The 18179-nt window shown below is 70.6% G+C and carries 19 protein-coding genes, 1 tRNA gene and 1 pseudogene; 4 read left to right on the top strand and 17 right to left on the bottom strand.

Annotated elements, in window-relative coordinates:
* Window positions 1–406: pseudogene (locus STSP_RS04070) on the top strand (glycosyltransferase 87 family protein); the annotation flags it as partial.
* On the opposite strand, the gene STSP_RS04065 reads toward STSP_RS04070, so the two are convergent.
* The 9 genes from STSP_RS04065 to STSP_RS04030 all read right to left on the bottom strand — a co-directional run bounded on the left by STSP_RS04065 (window position 375) and on the right by STSP_RS04030 (window position 5993).
* Window positions 375–608, bottom strand: coding sequence for a hypothetical protein (locus STSP_RS04065; protein ID WP_016643127.1), 234 nt, complete (start codon window positions 606–608; stop codon window positions 375–377). The pseudogene STSP_RS04070 and the gene STSP_RS04065 sit on opposite strands and share 32 nt — an antisense overlap.
* Window positions 609–611: 3 nt before the next feature.
* Window positions 612–866: a hypothetical protein gene (locus STSP_RS04060; protein WP_067272096.1), complete on the bottom strand. Its 255-nt coding sequence runs from the start codon at window positions 864–866 to the stop codon at window positions 612–614.
* A gap of 301 nt (window positions 867–1167) precedes the next feature.
* Window positions 1168–1240: transfer RNA gene (locus STSP_RS04055), tRNA-Ala, on the bottom strand.
* Window positions 1241–1455: 215 nt separating this feature from the next.
* The gene (locus STSP_RS04050) at window positions 1456–2073 is read right to left on the bottom strand and encodes a histidine phosphatase family protein (protein WP_067272121.1); all 618 of its coding nucleotides are present in this window, start codon (window positions 2071–2073) and stop codon (window positions 1456–1458) included.
* 167 nt (window positions 2074–2240) lie between these two features.
* On the bottom strand, window positions 2241–2696 hold the full coding sequence (gene rsfS / locus STSP_RS04045; protein WP_067272093.1) for a ribosome silencing factor: 456 nt from the start codon (window positions 2694–2696) through the stop codon (window positions 2241–2243).
* A 207-nt stretch (window positions 2697–2903) separates the two neighbouring features.
* The gene (locus tag STSP_RS04040; RefSeq protein WP_067272090.1) at window positions 2904–4742 is read right to left on the bottom strand and encodes a LytR C-terminal domain-containing protein; all 1839 of its coding nucleotides are present in this window, start codon (window positions 4740–4742) and stop codon (window positions 2904–2906) included.
* A gap of 16 nt (window positions 4743–4758) precedes the next feature.
* A complete protein-coding gene (gene nadD, locus STSP_RS04035) occupies window positions 4759–5391 on the bottom strand; it encodes a nicotinate-nucleotide adenylyltransferase (RefSeq protein WP_067272087.1) in 633 nt (210 codons plus the stop codon).
* A gap of 67 nt (window positions 5392–5458) precedes the next feature.
* A complete protein-coding gene (locus STSP_RS39495; protein WP_198547255.1) occupies window positions 5459–5620 on the bottom strand; it encodes a hypothetical protein in 162 nt (53 codons plus the stop codon).
* 172 nt (window positions 5621–5792) lie between these two features.
* Entirely contained in the window at window positions 5793–5993 is a 201-nt protein-coding gene (locus STSP_RS04030) for a hypothetical protein (RefSeq protein WP_067272085.1), read from the bottom strand.
* Window positions 5994–6119: 126 nt separating this feature from the next.
* Between STSP_RS04030 and STSP_RS04025 the strand changes: the two genes are divergently transcribed.
* The gene (locus tag STSP_RS04025; protein WP_067272120.1) at window positions 6120–7205 is read left to right on the top strand and encodes a M48 family metallopeptidase; all 1086 of its coding nucleotides are present in this window, start codon (window positions 6120–6122) and stop codon (window positions 7203–7205) included.
* 25 nt (window positions 7206–7230) lie between these two features.
* On the opposite strand, the gene STSP_RS04020 is transcribed toward STSP_RS04025, so the two are convergent.
* The 5 genes from STSP_RS04020 to proB form a co-directional block, all read right to left on the bottom strand.
* A complete protein-coding gene (locus STSP_RS04020; protein WP_067272083.1) occupies window positions 7231–8307 on the bottom strand; it encodes an SCO2583 family membrane protein in 1077 nt (358 codons plus the stop codon).
* A gap of 153 nt (window positions 8308–8460) precedes the next feature.
* A complete protein-coding gene (locus tag STSP_RS04015) occupies window positions 8461–9069 on the bottom strand; it encodes an SCO2584 family spore wall biosynthesis protein (protein ID WP_067272117.1) in 609 nt (202 codons plus the stop codon).
* 85 nt (window positions 9070–9154) lie between these two features.
* Entirely contained in the window at window positions 9155–10438 is a 1284-nt protein-coding gene (locus STSP_RS04010) for a glutamate-5-semialdehyde dehydrogenase (RefSeq protein ID WP_067272080.1), read from the bottom strand.
* Between the two features lie 133 nt (window positions 10439–10571).
* A complete protein-coding gene (locus tag STSP_RS04005; RefSeq protein WP_067272079.1) occupies window positions 10572–11048 on the bottom strand; it encodes a hypothetical protein in 477 nt (158 codons plus the stop codon).
* Between the two features lie 128 nt (window positions 11049–11176).
* A complete protein-coding gene (proB, locus tag STSP_RS04000) occupies window positions 11177–12304 on the bottom strand; it encodes a glutamate 5-kinase (protein ID WP_198547254.1) in 1128 nt (375 codons plus the stop codon).
* Between the two features lie 366 nt (window positions 12305–12670).
* On the opposite strand from proB, the gene STSP_RS03995 reads away from it, so the two are divergent.
* Window positions 12671–14767 (top strand): hypothetical protein, encoded by a 2097-nt coding sequence (locus STSP_RS03995; RefSeq protein ID WP_067272073.1) that lies wholly within the window; start codon window positions 12671–12673, stop codon window positions 14765–14767.
* Between the two features lie 94 nt (window positions 14768–14861).
* The gene (locus tag STSP_RS03990; RefSeq protein ID WP_107441193.1) at window positions 14862–15854 is read left to right on the top strand and encodes a phage baseplate protein; all 993 of its coding nucleotides are present in this window, start codon (window positions 14862–14864) and stop codon (window positions 15852–15854) included.
* A 48-nt stretch (window positions 15855–15902) separates the two neighbouring features.
* Here STSP_RS03990 and obgE read toward each other — a convergent pair whose 3' ends face one another.
* The 3 genes from obgE to rplU all read right to left on the bottom strand — a co-directional run bounded on the left by obgE (window position 15903) and on the right by rplU (window position 18088).
* Window positions 15903–17339 carry a GTPase ObgE gene (gene obgE / locus STSP_RS03985; protein WP_067272072.1) on the bottom strand — a complete coding sequence of 479 codons (1437 nt, stop codon included), beginning with the start codon at window positions 17337–17339 and terminating at the stop codon, window positions 15903–15905.
* A 159-nt stretch (window positions 17340–17498) separates the two neighbouring features.
* Window positions 17499–17753 (bottom strand): 50S ribosomal protein L27, encoded by a 255-nt coding sequence (gene rpmA / locus STSP_RS03980; RefSeq protein ID WP_023550764.1) that lies wholly within the window; start codon window positions 17751–17753, stop codon window positions 17499–17501.
* 14 nt (window positions 17754–17767) lie between these two features.
* Entirely contained in the window at window positions 17768–18088 is a 321-nt protein-coding gene (rplU, locus tag STSP_RS03975) for a 50S ribosomal protein L21 (protein WP_067272111.1), read from the bottom strand.
* Window positions 18089–18179: the final 91 nt, after the last annotated feature.

Genomic DNA, 18179 nt, shown 5'->3' with positions numbered 1-18179 from the left:
GGCCGCCGCGGTCGCCGCAACGGCGGGTCTGGCGGTCGCCGTGGCCGCGGCGCTGCGCGGCGAACGCGCCTGGGCCGCGGCGGCCTGCGCGGCCACGGGGTTGCTGATCAGTCCCATCTCGTGGTCGCACCACTGGGTGTGGTGCGTGCCGATGCTGGTGCTCCTCGGCAGCGAGGCGGCGGGCCGGGGGCGCGGCGGCCGGGCATGCCGGGCGGCGGCGGCCGTCCTGGGCCTGGTCTTCTGTTCGTACGCCCTGTGGTGGGTGCCGCACGGGAGTGGGAGGCCTGAACTGCACCAGAACGGCGGGCAGTTGGCACTGTCCGCGCTCTACGCGGCGGCCGCCTGCGCCTTTCTGGCCCTCACGGCACTGAAGGTCACGCGGTGGCGAACGAGTAGAACCGCTTGAGGGTGCAGTGCTCGTCGAGGAGCCGCCCATAAATGGGCTCGCCCTCGAGTTCGCGGTAGGTCTCGATCGGGTCGCCTTTTATGATCAGCGCCCGCGCGCATTCCTCGCACCAGTACTGGTAGTCCGGGTTGACCGGCTCCATGTCGCGGACGATCGGCGTACCGCTGCCGCACCAGTCGCACTTTCGCCTGTGTGCACCCATCGATCAGCTCCAGCTGTGGCCGCAGGCCGTGCACACGAAGGAGACTCCGCCGTTGTCGCCGAGGACCTGGGCGACGTGGACGGAGCCGCAGGACGGGCAGTTGAGGCGGGTCGCGCGAGACGTGAGGGGAGCGCCGTCACGGCCGGCGGGGGCGCCTTCGTTCGCCAGAGAGGTGGTTTCCGCCCCGAGGAGTGTGGCTTTGTCCTCCATGTCCGCCACGTCGAGGAGGCAGTCCTCCTCGAGGACGCTCGCAGGCATCGCGCTCTCCCTCCCGTCGGGCCACGCTCGGCGAAGGTCGCAGCTCCCTTCCGGCCGTCCGATTCTGCCACGGCTGGAGCAATACGGTCAGCGACGCCTCAGTACCAGTCCGGACACGGCCACCCACGCGGCGGTTCCGGCCAGCGCGTACGTGCACGCCAGAAGCGCCTTCGCGGAGGTATACGCGCCTGAGGCCCCGAGTGACTCAAGCCGGTTCCTGGCTGGATACAGAAAATCCCGCCCCTGACGGGACGGGATTCCTGATCAACGATCTTGGACAACTCAACAGAGTGTCGATCCGTGGAGCTAAGGAGAATTGAACTCCTGACCTCCTGCATGCCATGCAGGCGCTCTACCAACTGAGCTATAGCCCCTTGCCACGCGGCGGAGCCGCATGATGTCTCGCGTCCCGCTCGGCGGGGCGAACAAGAAGAACTTTAGCCTGCGACCTGCCGGAAAGTGAAATCCGGTCCCGGACGGGCACCGGGACCGGACGCGAGACCGGCAGACGGGATCCGAGCGGCCGACCGGAGCCGGCCGTCAAGATCGACGACAGTGACGACAGGAACGCCGAGATCGACGACAGGGATCAGTCGTCGTCGCCCAGTACCGGTTCCGGCAGCGTGCCCGCGTTGTGCTCGAGCAGCCGCCAGCCGCGCGCGCCCTCGCCCAGCACGGACCAGCAGCAGTTGGAGAGGCCGCCGAGCCCCTCCCAGTGGTGGGCCTCGAGGCCGAGCAGCCGCCCGATGGTCGTGCGGATGGTGCCGCCGTGGCTGACCACCACCAGCGTGCCGTCCTGCGGGAGCTTCTCGGCGTGGCGCAGCACGACGGGGGCGGCGCGGTCGGCGACCTCCGTCTCCAGTTCGCCGCCGCCGCGGCGCACCGGCTCACCGCGCTTCCATGCGGCGTACTGCTCGCCGTACCGCGCGATGATCTCGTCGTGGGTCAGGCCCTGCCAGGCGCCCGCGTAGGTCTCCCGCAGGTCCTCGTCCTGTGTCACCTCGAGTCCGGTGATCACGGCCAGCTCGCGGGCCGTGTCGACCGCCCTGCTGAGGTCGGAGGCAACGATGGCGTCCGGCTTCAGCGAGGCCAGCAGGCGTGCGGCGCGGCGGGCCTGGCCGAGGCCCACCTCGGTCAGGGCGACGTCCGTGGTGCCCTGGAAGCGGCGCTCCAGGTTCCAGGAGGTCTGGCCGTGCCGCCAGAGGATGACCCGGCGGCCGCGGCCGGCCTTCTGCGACGGCTCAGGTTCGGGACTGCGTACGGTGCCGTGCCCTGCCCCGTCACCCTCCGTCCGCGCCCATGCGTCCGTGCCTGCGGCGCCCGGCGCGCCGGCTCCCTCGGAAGCGGGCGCGCCGACGCCCTCGGAGGCGTTGCTCAACGCAGCTCACCGCCCAGCTGGCGCAGCTCGGCGGCCTCCTCCGCGGCCAGCTGCTGGGCATGCGCCTCGGCCTTGCCGCGGGTGGCCTGCGCATCCGCGGGCAGGGCGATCTCGGGGCAGTCCTTCCAGAGCCGCTCGAGGGCGTAGAAGACGCGCTCCTCGCTGTGCTGGACGTGCACCACGATGTCGACGTAGTCGAGCAGGATCCAGCGTGCGTCACGGTCGCCCTCGCGGCGCACCGGCTTGGCGCCGAGCTCCTTGTTCAGCCGCTCCTCGATCTCGTCGACGATCGACTTGACCTGGCGGTCGCTGGGGGCGGAGGCCAGCAGGAAGGCATCCGTGATCGACAGCACGTCGCTGACGTCGTACGCGATGACGTCGTGCGCGAGCTTGTCGGCAGCCGCCTGGGCGGCGGTGGTGATGAGCTCCAGGGAGCGGTCCGTAGCGGTCACTACAAGGCTTTCCGTCGGCGGTCGTGGGTTCGGTGCTGGGGCTGCGGTACCGGGCGGGGGCGCGGCCCGTCAGGAAACCGGCCGCCGCCTCGCACAGGGCAGCACCTCAAGGGTCTCACGGACCGCCGACACCGCCCCAAACGATGACCGGATCATCAGCAGGAGCCACCGGTAGCTCCTGCGAGCAGGGCCGGCCGGCCCTGCTCGTCAGCCTGTGCCGCTGGTCGTGCCGGTCCCGCTCGATGAGCCGGTCCCGGTCGACGACTGGACCTTGTAGTTCTGGCCCAGCACCACCGACACATCGGCGTTCGAGGCGGTCTTGCCCTTCTTCACAGCGCTCGTCGGCAGGCCCAGCGTCTTGGCGACCTCGACGGCGTTGTCCTTGTCGGCCGCGTCTGCATAGACGACCTGCGACAAGGCCTGGACAGCGGTGCCCGTACCGCTGCTGTCGACGAACGTGTAGCCGCCGTTGAGCAGGACGACCCGGGCCTGTTCCTTCGCGGCCTTGTTGCCGGTGGCGTTCTTGACGCCGACACGGACGGCGTCGCCCTTCTCGGGGCTCTTCACAGTGCCGCCGAGCACGTCCTTGACCACGCTGTCGGTGGCCTGCTCGCTCAGCGTGCCGTCCCGCTGGACGGGCAGCAGCCGGGTCTTGTAGTCGCCCCCCTTGGCGAGGTCGGAGAGCTTGGCGAGGAAGGCGCCGAGGTCCTTGTCGTTCAGCGACGGGTCGAGGATCTGGGCGAGCGACTGCACGGTGGTCGTGGCGGCCTGGGGATCGGACGACATCTTGCGCAGCACGCCCAGCATGACCTGCCCGAACCGCTCCAGCTGCGCGTTCTCGGACTCGCCGGACGCCCGGTAGGTGGCGTAGGCGACGGCCATCGGGCCGCTCAGCGTCTGGTCCTCGCCCTTCTTCACGAGGGGCGATGCGCCCTTCTTCCCCTTCGCGTCCGGGTCCGGCACGTCGGCGTTGGTATCGATGTCGATGTTGCCGACAAGCTCGACGAGGTTGTTGAGGTAGGGGGTGTCGAGCCGCCAGGTGCCCTGGATCTCCGTGCCGAGCAGGGTGTCGAGGGACTCGCGCGTGCCGTCCGAGCCGTCGTCGTCGACCGACTTCGCCAGCGTGGTGGTGGTGCCGTCGTCGTCCGTCAGGGCGAGCGAGTTCGGCAGCAGGACGGTGGTGCCCTGCTTGGTCGTGGTGTTGTCGACGAGCAGCGCCGTGGAGGTGCCGCCCTTCTTGGTGTTGTGGAGGTGGACGACGATCACGTCGCGGTTCTGGGCACCCGCCGCGGCCGTGCCGCCGCCCTGGGGCTCGGCGGACATACCGGGCAACTTGCCCGCGTACCAGAGGTAGCCCACGCCCCCCACGGCGACCAGCGCGAGGACCACGACCAGGGCGACCATGCGGTTGCGCCCGCGGCGCCGGGCCTCCTCGCGCCGCTCGGTGCGGCTCTCGGTGAACTTCAGCCAGTCGATGACGTCTTCGGAGTCCTCGTCCGGCTCCTCCACGAAGGAGAACTGCTCGGTGCGGTAGTCGCGGTCTTCGCGGTCCTCACGCGGCACGGACTCCGGCGTCGGACGGCCCTGCTGCGGGATGTAGGCGGTCTGCTCGGCGGTGCGCGCGGCGCCCCGCGTCACGCGCGGCTGCGGGCCCGTGGCGGCGGCCTCCCCGTAGGGGTCGTAGGGGGCAGGAGCGGGGCCGGCGGTCCCGGGACCGGCGGCGCCGTACGGATCATAGGAGCCGTACGGGGACCCGGGCGGCTGCTGACCGGGCGACGTCATGTCGTAGGGCGGGACGGGCGGCTGCTGACCGGTCGAGGCCGAGTCGTACGGCGGGACGGGCGGCTGCTGATCCGTGACGTAGGGGTCGTAGCCGTAGCCCTGCGGCTGCCCTGAACCGTACGATCCGTAGCCCTGCGGGGGGACCTGCGGTGGCTGCCCCGGCACCTGCCGGTAGACCGGCTGCCCGAACTCGTCGTAGCCCACGAGCTCGTACTGGTCGCCCTGGCCCCCGCCCGCCGCGTACCCGTCGTATCGGTCGTTCACCGGTGCCCCTCTCGGCTCACTCGCCGCGGTACAGCTTGCGCTTGTCGATGTAGCGCACGACACCGTCCGGCACCAGGTACCAGACCGGGTCGCCCTTGGCGACTCTCGCACGGCAGTCTGTGGACGAGATGGCCAGCGCCGGCACCTCCACCAGGGAGACACCGCCGTCCGGCAGGCCCGGGTCGGCCAGCGGATGGCCGGGGCGTGTGACGCCGATGAAGTGCGCGAGGGAGAAGAGTTCCTCCGTGTCCCGCCAGGTCAGGATCTGGCCGAGCGCGTCGGCGCCGGTGATGAAGAACAGATCCGTGTCGGGGTTGAGCGCACGCAGCTCACGCAGGGTGTCGGCCGTGTACGTCGGCCCGCCGCGGTCGATGTCGATGCGGCTCACGGAGAACTGCGGGTTCTCGGCGGTCGCGATGACCGTCATCAGGTAGCGGTCCTCGGCCGGGGAGACCTTGCGGTCGGTCTTCTGCCAGGGCTGCCCGGTCGGTACGAACACCACCTCGTCGAGGTGGAACTGGGCGGCGACCTCGCTGGCGGCCACCAGGTGCCCGTGGTGGATCGGGTCAAACGTTCCACCCATGACGCCGAGGCGGCGCTTGGCCGTACTCACCGGGCCGGTACCGGTAGGCATGTCCTGCTCTCCCATGCGTGCAGACCCTACCGGCCCGGCCGGCCGGCTCCGGCCGCGAGGGCCACGGCCCGGGGCCCGGGGATCAGCGGTCCCGGTTGAAGCGCGTGGTGATCCACAGCAGCAGGAGCAGGACGAAGAGCGCACCGCCGCCGGTGAGGTACGGGCTGAGGCTTTCGTGGTTGCCGGCGTGCTCGCCCTCGGCAGCGAGGGGGGCCAGCTGGGCTGCGGTGCTGTAGAGGCTCATCGTCAGCAGGACCTATCCGGAGGTGGGATCGGGAAATGACTTCGCGCCCATCGTAAGCGCCGGTCTCGTCGGCGATCACGCCGACTCAGGTGTTGCCGGGGGCAGGGCGCGCGGCCCGTGTGCCCCATGGGCCCTGGGACGGCAATCCGACCACCTCGCCGAGCGCCGTCGATCAGTCGTTGTCGCCGCTCCCGCCGTCGCCGCCTCCGCCGTCCCTGCGGTACCCCCGCAGCAGGAACCAGGCGAGCAGCACGGAGCCCACGATCGAGACGACCAGCACGGTGCGCAGCAGATTGCCTGCGCCCTGCTGTTCCTGCTGTGCGGCCGCGTTCGCAGCCTCGGTGAGCCAGGCGGCTGCGGGGATGTGCTCCATGACGGGCGACTCCTTCGGTCTGCTGCCCAGCCACGGTAACTCCGCCTACTGTGGACACCATCTCGGGGGCAGCCGTACGCCGCGGCGGACGGTCGGCGGACAGACATCGAGGACATGGGGGACGGCATGACCGACGACAGCCACGACAACGTGCCCGGCAGGCAGCGCAGGCGCTTCCCGGAGATCTCGTCCCGCGCGTACGAGCATCCAGCGGACCGCTCGGCGCTGGTGGCCCTGCGCAGGCTCAGCGGATTCGACACCGTCTTCAAGGCGCTCAGCGGACTGCTGCCCGAGCGCAGCCTCAGGCTGCTGTTCCTGTCCGACTCGGTGCGGGTGTCGGACGCCCAGTTCGCGCACCTCAACGACATGCTGCGGGACGCCTGCTACATCCTGGACCTGGAGAAGGTCCCGCCGATGTACGTCCAGCAGGACCCGCAGCCGAACGCGATGTGCATCGGCCTGGACGAGCCGATCATCGTGGTCACGACCGGTCTCGTCGAGCTGCTCGACGAGGAGGAGATGCGCGCGGTCGTCGGCCACGAGGTGGGCCATGCCCTCTCCGGCCACTCCGTGTACCGCACGATCCTGCTGTTCCTGACCAGCCTGGCGGTCCGGGTGGCCTGGATCCCGCTCGGCAACCTCGCGATCATGGCGATCGTGACGGCGCTGCGCGAGTGGTTCCGCAAGTCGGAGCTGTCCGCCGACCGCGCGGGGCTCCTGGTGGGCCAGGACCTGCAGGCCTCGATGCGCGGCCTGATGAAGATCGCGGGCGGCAACCACCTGCACGAGATGAACGTGGACGCGTTCCTGGCGCAGGCCGATGAGTACGAGGCGGGCGGCGACCTGCGCGACTCCGTCCTGAAGATCCTCAACGTGCTGCCGCGCACGCACCCCTTCACCACGGTGCGCGCGGCCGAGCTGAAGAAGTGGTCCGGGACCCGCGACTACCAGCGCATCATGGACGGCCACTACCCGCGGCGCGGCGAGGACAAGGACGCCTCGGTCTCGGAGTCGTTCCGCGAGTCGGCGGCGGGCTACGCCGACGAGGTACGCCAGTCCAAGGACCCGCTGATGAAGCTGGTCACGGACATCGCGGGCGGCGCGGGCGACCTCGGCGGGAAGCTGCGGGACACATTCCGCGGGGCCGGGGGCCGGGGCAGCGACGACCGCGGGGCCGGAGGCCGGGGCAGCAGCGGCGACCGCGGGGACTGACCGCTCCCTCACACCGCGGACGGCGTCACAGCGAGGGCTGCGCGCCCGGTGCCAGCGTCCCGCACAGCGACGCCGCACTGTCGGTCGCGAACGGATCCGTACCGGTCGCGGGGCCGCCCGCCTTCGCCGTCTGGCCGGCGAGCAGCGGCTGCAGCCGGCTCGCGGAGTCCACGGAGCAGGACAGCGGTCCGGCCTGCACGTACGAGACGACCAGCTCGGCCTGGTGCATCCGCAGGTCGTCGCGGTCGAAGCGGAACTGCAGCTCGCGGCGGACGGTGAACAGCGAGGCCTTCTCGTCGCTGTCGGCGCCGGCCGGACGCAGGGCGTAGACGAAGGTGTGGTCGGAGGTCACCTCGAGCGTGCCGGAGTCCGTCTCGACGGCGTTCATGGTGCCCTGCACACGGATCTGCGGGTCGGCGAGCTGCGCCTTGGCCGGGTCGAAGCGCACCAGCCAGCCGGTGGCCGCGTGCCGCCCGTCGGCTGCCGGCTGGTCGAAGCTCTGGTCGAACTGGTCGAGCTGCTGCGGGTCGAGCAGTATCCGCACGGACCGTACGGGCCCGCCGGAGAGCACCTCCGGGTCGAGCGAGGACTCGACGAGGTAGTCCTTCGCGGTGGTCAGCGCGCTCACCACCTGGCTGTCGGAGAAGTGAGCGGTGCGCCGCGACGCGGGCAGCGTGATGCCGTCGGCGCCGGTCCGGAAGTCGGCGGCCTTGCTGTGCGCGAACAGCGTCTCGGTGTCGGCGGCTCCGGGCACGGGGTCGCCCGGGGCGAGCGGGATGACCGTCATGCGGAGCGGCTCGGGGTGCTCGGCGGTCGCCGGCGCCTGGTAGGGGTGGCGTACGCCCATGTAGATCGCGGCGCCGAAGGCTACAGCGATCAGCAGGACGAGGATCAGGGCCTGCCGGGACAGGCCGCCGCGCCGCAGTGCCGGGCGGCGCCGCACGGCCGGGGCGTGGTCGGTCATCCGCTCCCGCGCGGAGGATTCCTGGAGGCGGGCAGCACGAACGAACGACTCGTCGAACACGACGGATCGGTACTCGTCCTCGCCACCGCCGGGAGCTCCCTCGGGTACCCCCTCAGGTGGGTCTCCAGGCCCGCCCATACCTTCAGAGTAGGTCGACTGGCTCCCAGGTAAACGCCCTGCTGCGCGCCAAGTTCTGACAGGTTCTCACCATGAATTCCGACGGGTCCGCACAAGCGTCGGCGGGAGTGCCGGAGGCCGTCCGCATTCGGGGCGCCGCCCCGGTGGAGGGCCTCAGGGTGTTCGCGGTACGGCCGAGACGGCCGGCTGCGAGTAGTCGGCGGACGCCGAAGGGCTGGTCGGAACGGGATCGTCCGCTCCCTGCTCCAGTCCAGTGGAGGCGGGCGGCGGGGGTACGTCCTGGCTGCCGCCCGACGAGGCGCCGCGGTAGACCGCGGTGAAGGCCAGGGCGACCATGCCGATGCCCATCACGAGGGCCAGCATCCAGGCGACGGGGCGATGCCAGCGGGTGTGGCCCACATAGGTTCCCGTGCGCCCGTATCGCTCCTCGACGAGGTCCGGGTCGTACAGGTCGTCGTCGAAGTCCCGGTCGTGGCCGAAGCCGGGGTCGTCGTCCGGGCCGAAGCCGTCGTCGTAGAGATCGTCGTCGGCGCCCGGGCCCCTGGCGCCCGCCCGGCGTGCCTCGGCGTCCGATGCCTCGGCGCGCGCCTGTGCGGCGGCCACGAGCCGCTCCACCGCGGTGGGCTCATGGAAGGCCGCCGAGCGGATGAAGTCCTCGTCGAAGACCACGGTGGCGAACTCTTCGTCCGCGCCCCCGCGGTCGTGGTCGTCGTCGGGCTCCCAGCCGTCGGGAAACGGCGTGCCCCCCACGTCCTCCGGCACGGGTCCAGAGTAGACCTGGGGGGTCATTTTGGGCAGACGGTATGAGAATTCCTGCGCAGGGCGCACGCCCCCGTCGTGAGACCGCTCAGCGGGTGTGCCCGTCGCCGGTGACGATGTACTTCGTGCTGGTCAGCTCGGGCAGCCCCATGGGGCCGCGGGCGTGCAGCTTCTGCGTGGAGATGCCGATCTCGGCGCCGAATCCGAACTGGCCGCCGTCGGTGAACCGCGTCGAGGCGTTGACGGCCACCGTCGTGGAGTCCACCAACTGGGTGAACCGGCGGGCTGCCTGCTGCGATGTGGTGACGATCGCCTCGGTGTGCCCGGAGGACCACAGCCGGATGTGCTCCACGGCCTTGTCGAGCGAGTCGACGACGGCGGCCGCGATGTCGTACGAGAGGTACTCGGTCTCCCAGTCCTCGGCGGTGGCCTCGACGACCGTCGCCTTCGACTGTTCTGCGTACGCCAGGATCCGCGCATCGGCGTGGACGGTCACGTCCGCCTCCGCCAGGGCGTCCAGGGCGCGCGGTACGAAGGCGTCCGCGATGTCCTGGTGGACGAGGAGCGTCTCGGCGGCGTTGCAGACGCTCACCCGCTGCGCCTTTGAGTTGATGAGGATGTCGAGGGCCATGTCGAGGTCGGCCTGCGCGTCCACGTAGACGTGGCAGTTGCCGGTGCCGGTCTCGATCACCGGGACGGTGGACTCCGTCACGACCGTCTTGATCAGGGAGGCGCCGCCGCGCGGGATGAGCACGTCGACGAGGCCGCGGGCGCGCATCAGCTCGTGCACGGACTCGCGGCTCTCGCCCGGGACGAGCTGGATCGCGTCGGCGGGCAGTCCGGCCCCGTGCACGGCGTCGCGCAGTACGCGCACCAGGGCGATGTTCGACTCGTAGGCCGAGGAGGAGCCGCGCAGCAGGACGGCGTTGCCGGACTTCAGGCAGAGGGCGGCGGCGTCGACGGTGACGTTGGGCCGGGCCTCGTAGATGATGCCGACCACGCCGAGCGGGACGCGGACCTGGCGCAGGTCGATGCCGTTGGGGAGGGTCGAGCCGCGGACGACCTCGCCGACCGGGTCGGGCAGGGCGACGACGTCGCGCACGTCGGACGCGATGGCCCGCACGCGCTCCGGGGTGAGCGTCAGCCGGTCGATGATCGCCTCGCTGGTGCCGGCCTCGCGGGCCTTGGCGATGTCCTTGGCGTTGGCCTCGACGATCTCGGCCGTACGGACTTCCAGCGCGTCCGCGATGGCCAGCAGCGCGTCGTCCTTGGCGGCGCGCGGCAGCGGCGCGAGCTGCTCGGCGGCGGCCCTGGACTGGTAGGCGGCGCGGGTGACGGGGGACAGGTTGTCGTACGGCAGGAGCGAGGTCATGGGGGAAGGGTAGTGCGACGACGTGGACCATCCCAGTCGATGTCCCACAAACCGAGACACCGGGCACCGGCCGGTACGGCCGGCAGCCGCCCGACGGCCGAAAGCGCACCCGCCGACGACCCGGCGTACCGCGCTAGAACGGGTGTACGCCCACCGGTGAGGCCGGTAGTGGGCCGTACCCCTCCGCGATGCGCTGGTGGTACGTGTCCCGGTCGATGACCTCCAGGCCGACGATCTCCCAGGGCGGGAGCTTGGCGCTCTGTCGGTGTTCGCCCCACAGCCGCAGCGCGACGGCGGCCGCGTCGTGCAGATCGCGGGCCTCCTCCCAGTACCGGATCTCCGCGTGGTCATTGGCGTACCTGCTGGTGAGCAGGAAGGGGTGGTCGTAGGCGAGCTGTTCGAGGGCGCGCCGGACGTCCTTCAGCGGGGCCTCCGCTCCCGAGACGCTCAGCGTGACGTGCCAGAGCCGGGGTGCCGGTGCCTGTGCCTCGCCGGTCTGCCCCTCCTCGTAGGTCTCGCCCGCCGCGACGCTGGTGAGCGCCCGCCCCTCGCCCACCGGACCCAAGGCACGGGAGGCACTCCCGCCGCGGGCCGCCGCCCCTGGGCGCACTCGTCTCACGGCGGCCTCCTTCAGGCAGTGGTCGTGTGAACCTTCCTGCACAGAAGTTGAGCAGGCCGAGCGCCGTCGTGTAGTGCTTTTACGGAACGTCTACCGCGGCGGGCGAGCCTTTCGCCCGATTACGGGTGGAGTACGACCAGATCGTCCCGGTGTACGACCTCGCGTTCGTACGCGGGTCCGAGTTCCCTGGCCAGCTCGCGGGTGGAGCGGCCGATCAGCTGGGGGATCTCCTTGGCGTCGAAGTTCACGAGCCCCCGGGCGACCGCGCGACCGGTGGCGTCCCGCAGCTCGACGGGGTCGCCGGCGGCGAACTCGCCCTCGACCGCCGCGATGCCCGCGGGCAGCAGCGACTTGCGTCGCTCGACGACCGCGCGCACCGCCCCGTCGTCGAGGGTGAGCGAGCCCTGCGGAGCCGAGGCGTGCTGCAGCCACAGCAGCCGGTCGGCGGAGCGGCGTCCCGTCGGATGGAAGTACGTGCCGGTGTCACGGCCGGCCAGGGCGTCACCGGCGTCGAACGCGCTGGTCAGCACGACCGGGATGCCGGCCGCTGTGGCGATGCCCGCGGCCTCGACCTTGGTGACCATGCCTCCGGTGCCGACGCCGGCCTTGCCGGCGCTGCCGATCTCGACGCCCTCCAGGTCCTCGGGCCCCCGGATCTCCGCGATCCGCGAGGTGCCGGGCTTGCTGGGGTCGCCGTCGTAGACGCCGTCGATGTCGGAGAGCAGCACGAGCAGATCGGCGCGGACGAGATGGGCCACGAGGGCGGCGAGCCGGTCGTTGTCGCCGAAGCGGATCTCGTCGGTGGCGACCGTGTCGTTCTCGTTGACGACAGGCAGCGCGCCCATCGCGAGGAGCTTGTCGAGGGTGCGCGACGCGTTGCGGTGGTGGGAGCGGCGGCTGGTGTCGTGGGTGGTCAGCAGCACCTGGCCGACGCGTACGCCGTAACGCGCGAAGGACGCCGTGTAGCGGGCGACCAGCAGGCCCTGGCCGACGCTGGCGGCGGCCTGCTGCCGGGCGAGGTCCTTGGGGCGGCGCCGCAGTCCGAGCGGCGCGAGTCCGGCGGCGATGGCGCCGGAGGAGACGAGGACGATCTCCCTCTCGCCTCCGCTCCTGCTCTTGGCCAGGACGTCGACGAGGGCGTCGACGCGGTCCGCGTCGAGCCCGCCCTCCGCGGTGGTCAGGGACGACGAGCCGACCTTGACCACGACCCTGCGGGCGTCCGCCACTTCCTGCCTTGCCGCTGACACGCGCTACCCCACTGTTCCGACCTGCTCAGGCCCCTCTGTTTCTCTCTGCAATCTACGTGAGAGCGATTCCGGGCCGCCCTTGCATTCCGAGGGGCGGACGGCGGCACGGTGACCAAGAACGATCACCAGAGGTTCCGGTGGGGAAGACCGTGAGGGCCGCTGAACAGCCCGTGAAGGTCCACTGAGAAGAGAGTGAAAGGGGTCACCAACTAGTGGCGATTTCATCTGCTTTGCGGTGATTGTTCTCACTCAAGATTGCTTGCCAGGGTGCGAAAGTCTTACGGTCAGTGGTCAGCCTTCCGTCATGTCCGTCGACAATGGCCGCCACCCGTCCCAGCATCCGACCCCCCGCCAGGAGCCCTGCCCGTGCCCTCCGCCGGACTCGCCCCCCGCCGCGTCGTGCAGCTCTCCGCGCTGTCCGCGATGTTCGCGCTCTTCGCAGCGCAGCTCGTCGGCGCGCTGCTGCCGAACGTACCGGTGTTCATCGCCGCCTCAGCCGCGGGTCTCGCACTCGACACGTATCTGCAGCACAAGCAGCCAGGGCTGCTGTCGCTACTCGGCAAGGTCCGTTTCGACGTCACCGTGCGCCAGCTCCTGCGCGACATGCTGATCGTGGTGGGCCTGCTGCGCATCGAAGGCATCAACCCGCTGCGTGAGCAGGCTCCGCTCACCGTCGCGCTCCTCTGCGTCTACCTGCTGCACTTCGCCTGCCAGGGCGTCGCCGTGCTGGTGCGCCGCACGCGCACGCTGCCGATCGTCACGCGCAACATCGACGCGTCGGCGCTGCGGCTGACCACCGCGCCGCCGCGCATCCTGGCCCGCCGCGCGAGCCACCGCCTGCTCGTCTTCTCCATCCCGGCGACCGCGGGCCTGCTGATCACCGCGGGCACCACGGCCGCGTACTGGGGCGGCATCGGCCTCGGCGTCTCGCTCGCGCTGATGCTCCTCGGCACGCTGCACCTCGGCACCTGGCTGCTGCCGAAGAAGCGGGCGAAGAGCGAGCAGAAGGTCATGGAGTGGCTGGACAAGTGGCTGGCCGACTACCAGCCGACGGTGGCCATGTACTTCTCGGGCGGCACGACCTCGGCGTACCAGGCGAACATGTGGCTCTCCACCCTCGCCGAGCTCGAGAAGCCGCTGATCGTGCTGCGCGAGCGGTTCATGGTGCAGAAGATCGACGCGACCGACGTGCCGGTCATCTGCTTCCCGAAGGTCGCGACGATGTTCTCCCTGGAGAACTCGACGCTGAAGACGATGCTGCACCCGGCGAACTCCGGTAAGACGTCGCAGGTCCTGCGCATCCCCACCATCAAGCACGCGTTCATCAACCACGGCGAGAGCGACAAGCTGTCCTCGTGCAACCCGTATGCGAAGGCGTACGACGAGGTGTGGGTCGCGGGCCCGGCGGCGCGCGAGCGGTACGCGCTCGCCGAGGTCGGCGTCGAGGACAAGGACATCGTGGAGGTCGGCCGCCCGCAGCTCGCGCCGATCCGCCCGTACGCGGGCCCGCCCACCGGGACGTACACGACCGTGCTGTACGCGCCCACCTGGGAGGGCTGGGACGGCAACCCGGGCAACACCTCGGTCGTCCTCGCCGGCGAGAACATCGTCCGGCAGCTCCTCGCCGACGACGGTGTGCGCCTGCTCTACAAGCCGCACCCGATGACCGGCTCCGTCGACCCGCGTGCGGGCGCCGCCAACGAGCGGATCATGGCGATGATCCGTGAGGCGAACACCAAGCGGTCCGGTGCCCGCCCCGGTCCGGAGGCCGCCGCCGAGCTGGCCCGCCGCACCGTCGAGCTGGACAAGCTCACCTCCACCGCCTTCCGCGCCAGCGCGGACGAAATGGAGCGCATGCTGCTGCAGGGCGCCCCGCAGGGCGACCGCGACGCCGCCATCGCGAAGGCGACGGCGGCCTGGGAGACCGCGTACTGGTCGTCGTTCCCCGAGTGGGAGCACCAGATCATCACCGACGCCCGGCCGGCCATCTTCGCCTGCTTCAACCAGGCGGACCTGCTGATCAGCGACGTCTCCAGCGTCGTCTCGGACTGGCTGTCCAGCGAGAAGCCGTACGCCGTCGCCAACACCTCCGGTATGCCGGAGGTCGCGTTCCGGGCCGGCTTCCCGACGGTGCGGGCCGCGACGATCCTCACCCCCGAGGCGGACGGCGTTCCGTCGCTCCTGGAGACCGTGCGCGACCCGGAGAAGGACGCCTTCACCGAGGCCCGCACGGAGCTCAAGGAGCATCTGCTGGGCCCCTCGGACCCGCCGTCCCTGGTCCGCTTCGACGAGGCCGCGCGCTCCCTGTGCGCCAAGGCCGACGAGCGGCGCGTCCGGATGGCCTCGCGTCTCGCCGCGGAGATCCCCTCCCCCCGCGGCGCCGCCGACGCCGAGGACTTCGAGACGGATGGGAACGGCGCGGAGGACTCGGTCAACGGCGCCGAGGATTCCGTCAACGCCTGAGCGAACCAAGCGAGTTGGGCCCCGGGAGCAGTCTCCCGGGGCCCTTCGCATAGGGTCACGCGTGATCGTGTACTGCCGCCACAGGAGGGGACCCATGACACACGAGCCGATATACGAGCCGCGCATAGCCCTGAGCCGGCGAGGGCTGCTGCGCGCGGGCACCGGGCTCGGCGTGGCCGCGCTCGGCCTCGGATTCGGCGCGGGAGCCGCGTCCGCCGCCGTGCCGACCTCGCAGCGTTTCGACCTGACGCAGCCCTCGTACGACCTGTACCGCGGGAAGTCGCTGCACGACGTGACCGTGCAGCAGGGTTTCGCGTTCGACAACGTCAACCGGCGGCTGTTCGTGGCGCAGCGGCGCGACGGCTCCGCCGAGACCGCGGGCGATCTGTGCATCACGCAGCTCGACTTCGAGGGCAACTACGTCGGCTACATGCATCTGACGGGCTTCGGCCACGGCGTCGCCTTCGGCGCGCAGGGCGTCGGCACGTCGACGTATCTGTGGACCGAGGTCGAGGCGAACTCCAACGGCTACGGCAAGAGGCTTGCCCGCTTCAAGTTCACCAGCGGCACGACGCTGTCGAACACGTCGTCCGCGCTGACGAAGTTCACGCCGGTGTCGACGGCGACCGAGCACACCTGCTCCATCGACCCCGTCAACAACCGCCTGATCGTCCGCTACCACCTCAGCGACGGCAAGCACATCGCGGTCTACGACCTCGCCGCCGCGACGAGCGGCAACTTCAGCTCCCCGCTGGCCGACTTCAAGCAGCCGAGCCTGCCGACGCTGTCATCGACGTTCCAGGGGTACGCCGCGTACGGCCAGTACCTGTACGTCCTGACCGGGACCTCGTACGACGCGAGCGGCGGTGTGGTGAACTCCGAGGTCACCAGCATCGACATGAACACCGGCACGATCAAGCAGGGCCCGGTCCTCACCAAGGCCGGCGAGTCCCTCGACTTCCGCGAGCCGGAGGGCCTGGCGATCTACCAGACGGTCGCCAGCGAGGTCCGCCTGTTCCTGGGCTTCGCCTCGGGAGCGGCGGGCGACCGCCGCTCGAACCTGTTCTACAAGAACGCGCTGGTCTAGCCGTTCTTCGCTCCGGGGGTGCCCACGACGGCACCCCCGGCGCCCCACCTAGAACGGCTCGAAGTCGTCGTACTCCCGCTCCGCCTCGTCCCGCTCAGCCTGGCGGTCCCGCCGCCTCTGCGCGGCGGGCCGCGGCGCCTCGAACCGGTGGTCCTCGCCCCGGCGCCCGAGCATCTCGGCGCCGGACATCATCGTCGGCTCCCAGTCGAAGACGACCGCGTTCTCCTCGGGGCCGATGGCCACGCCGTCGCCCGAGCGGGCGCCCGCGTTCATCAGCTCCTCCTCGACACCGAGGCGGTTGAGGCGGTCGGCGAGGTAGCCGACGGCCTCGTCGTTGTTGAAGTCGGTCTGGCGCACCCAGCGTTCGGGCTTCTCGCCGCGGACCCGGAACAGGCCGTCCTCCTCGCGCGTGACCGTGAAGCCCGCGTCGTCCACGGCCTTCGGGCGGATGACGATCCGGGTCGCCTCCTCCTTGGGCTTCGCGGCACGCGCATGCGCGACCAGCTCGGCGAGGGCGTACGACAGCTCCTTGAGGCCGAGGTGCGCCACCGCGGACACCTCGAAGACGCGGTAGCCGCGCTCCTCCAGGTCGGGGCGGACCATCTCGGCCAGGTCCTTGCCGTCCGGTACGTCGATCTTGTTGAGGACGACGATCCGCGGGCGGTTGTCGAGGCCGCCGTACTGCTTCAGCTCCGCCTCGATGACGTCGAGGTCGGAGACGGGGTCGCGGTCCGACTCGAGCGTGGCGGTGTCCAGGACGTGTACGAGGACGCTGCAGCGCTCCACGTGCCGCAGGAACTCCAGGCCCAGGCCCCGGCCCTCGCTGGCGCCGGGGATCAGACCGGGCACGTCCGCGATCGTGTAGACGGTCTCGCCCGCCGTCACCACGCCCAGGTTCGGGACGAGCGTCGTGAAGGGGTAGTCAGCGATCTTCGGCTTGGCGGCCGAGAGCACGGAGATCAGGGAGGACTTGCCGGCGCTCGGGTAGCCGACGAGCGCCACGTCCGCGACCGTCTTCAGCTCCAGGACGATGTCCTGGAGGTCGCCGGGCTCACCGAGCAGCGCGAAGCCCGGCGCCTTGCGGCGGGCCGAGGCCAGCGCCGCGTTGCCGAGCCCGCCGCGGCCGCCCTGTGCCGCCACGAAGGACGTGCCGTGACCGACCAGGTCCGCGAGGACGTTGCCCTGCTTGTCGAGCACGACTGTGCCGTCCGGGACGGGCAGGATCAGGTCCTGGCCGTCCTTGCCGGACCGGTTGCCGCCCTCGCCGGGCTTGCCGTTGGTGGCCTTGCGGTGCGGGCTGTGGTGGTAGTCGAGCAGCGTCGTCACGGACTGGTCGACGACGAGGATCACGTCGCCGCCGCGCCCGCCGTTGCCGCCGTCGGGGCCGCCGAGGGGCTTGAACTTCTCACGGTGGACGGAGGCACAGCCGTGACCTCCGTTACCCGCGGCGACATGCAGCTCGACGCGGTCCACGAAGGTGGTCATGGGATGTGCCTCCAGTTACGACTGCGGATACGCACAGTCACGTACGTACGGGAAATGTCTTACGTCTCAACACGCGAAAGGCGGACCCGCTTCCCGTACGGAGTCCGTACGGGAAGTGAGGTCCGCCTCGCGAAAGAACCGTTCTACAGGTGCCTGAGGTCAGGCGACCGGAACGATGTTCACGACCTTGCGGCCACGGTGGGTACCGAACTCCACCGCACCGGCCTGCAGGGCGAACAGCGTGTCGTCGCCGCCGCGGCCGACGCCCGCGCCCGGGTGGAAGTGGGTGCCGCGCTGGCGGACCAGGATCTCACCGGCGTTGACGACCTGACCGCCGAAGCGCTTCACGCCGAGCCGCTGAGCATTCGAGTCGCGACCGTTCCGAGTGGACGATGCGCCCTTCTTGTGTGCCATCTCTCCTCAGTCCCTTACTTCGCAGCCGTGGGGATCTCAGTGACCTTGATCGCCGTGTACTGCTGGCGGTGGCCCTGACGACGGCGGTAGCCGGTCTTGTTCTTGTAGCGCAGGATGTCGATCTTCGCGCCCTTGGTGTGGTCCACGACCTCGGCCTGGACCTTGATACCGGCCAGCACCCACGGGTCGCTGGTCACGGTGTCGCCGTCGACGAGCAGCAGGGTAGAGAGCTCTACCGTGTCGCCGGCCTTGGCGGTGGAAATCTTGTCAACCTCAACGATGTCGCCGACAGCAACCTTGTGCTGCCGACCACCGCTGCGCACGATGGCGTACACGCGCATCTCTCTCTCGCTCGGAACGGGACCCCCGCAGTCCAGCCGCCCGCACGGACGGCCTCTCCCTGGACCTCGGAATCCGCGGCAGAAC

It is taken from the genome of Streptomyces jeddahensis (assembly GCF_001642995.1).
GTDB classification, from domain to species: domain Bacteria; phylum Actinomycetota; class Actinomycetes; order Streptomycetales; family Streptomycetaceae; genus Streptomyces; species Streptomyces jeddahensis.
This window is presented reverse-complemented; position numbering and strand designations above follow the sequence as displayed.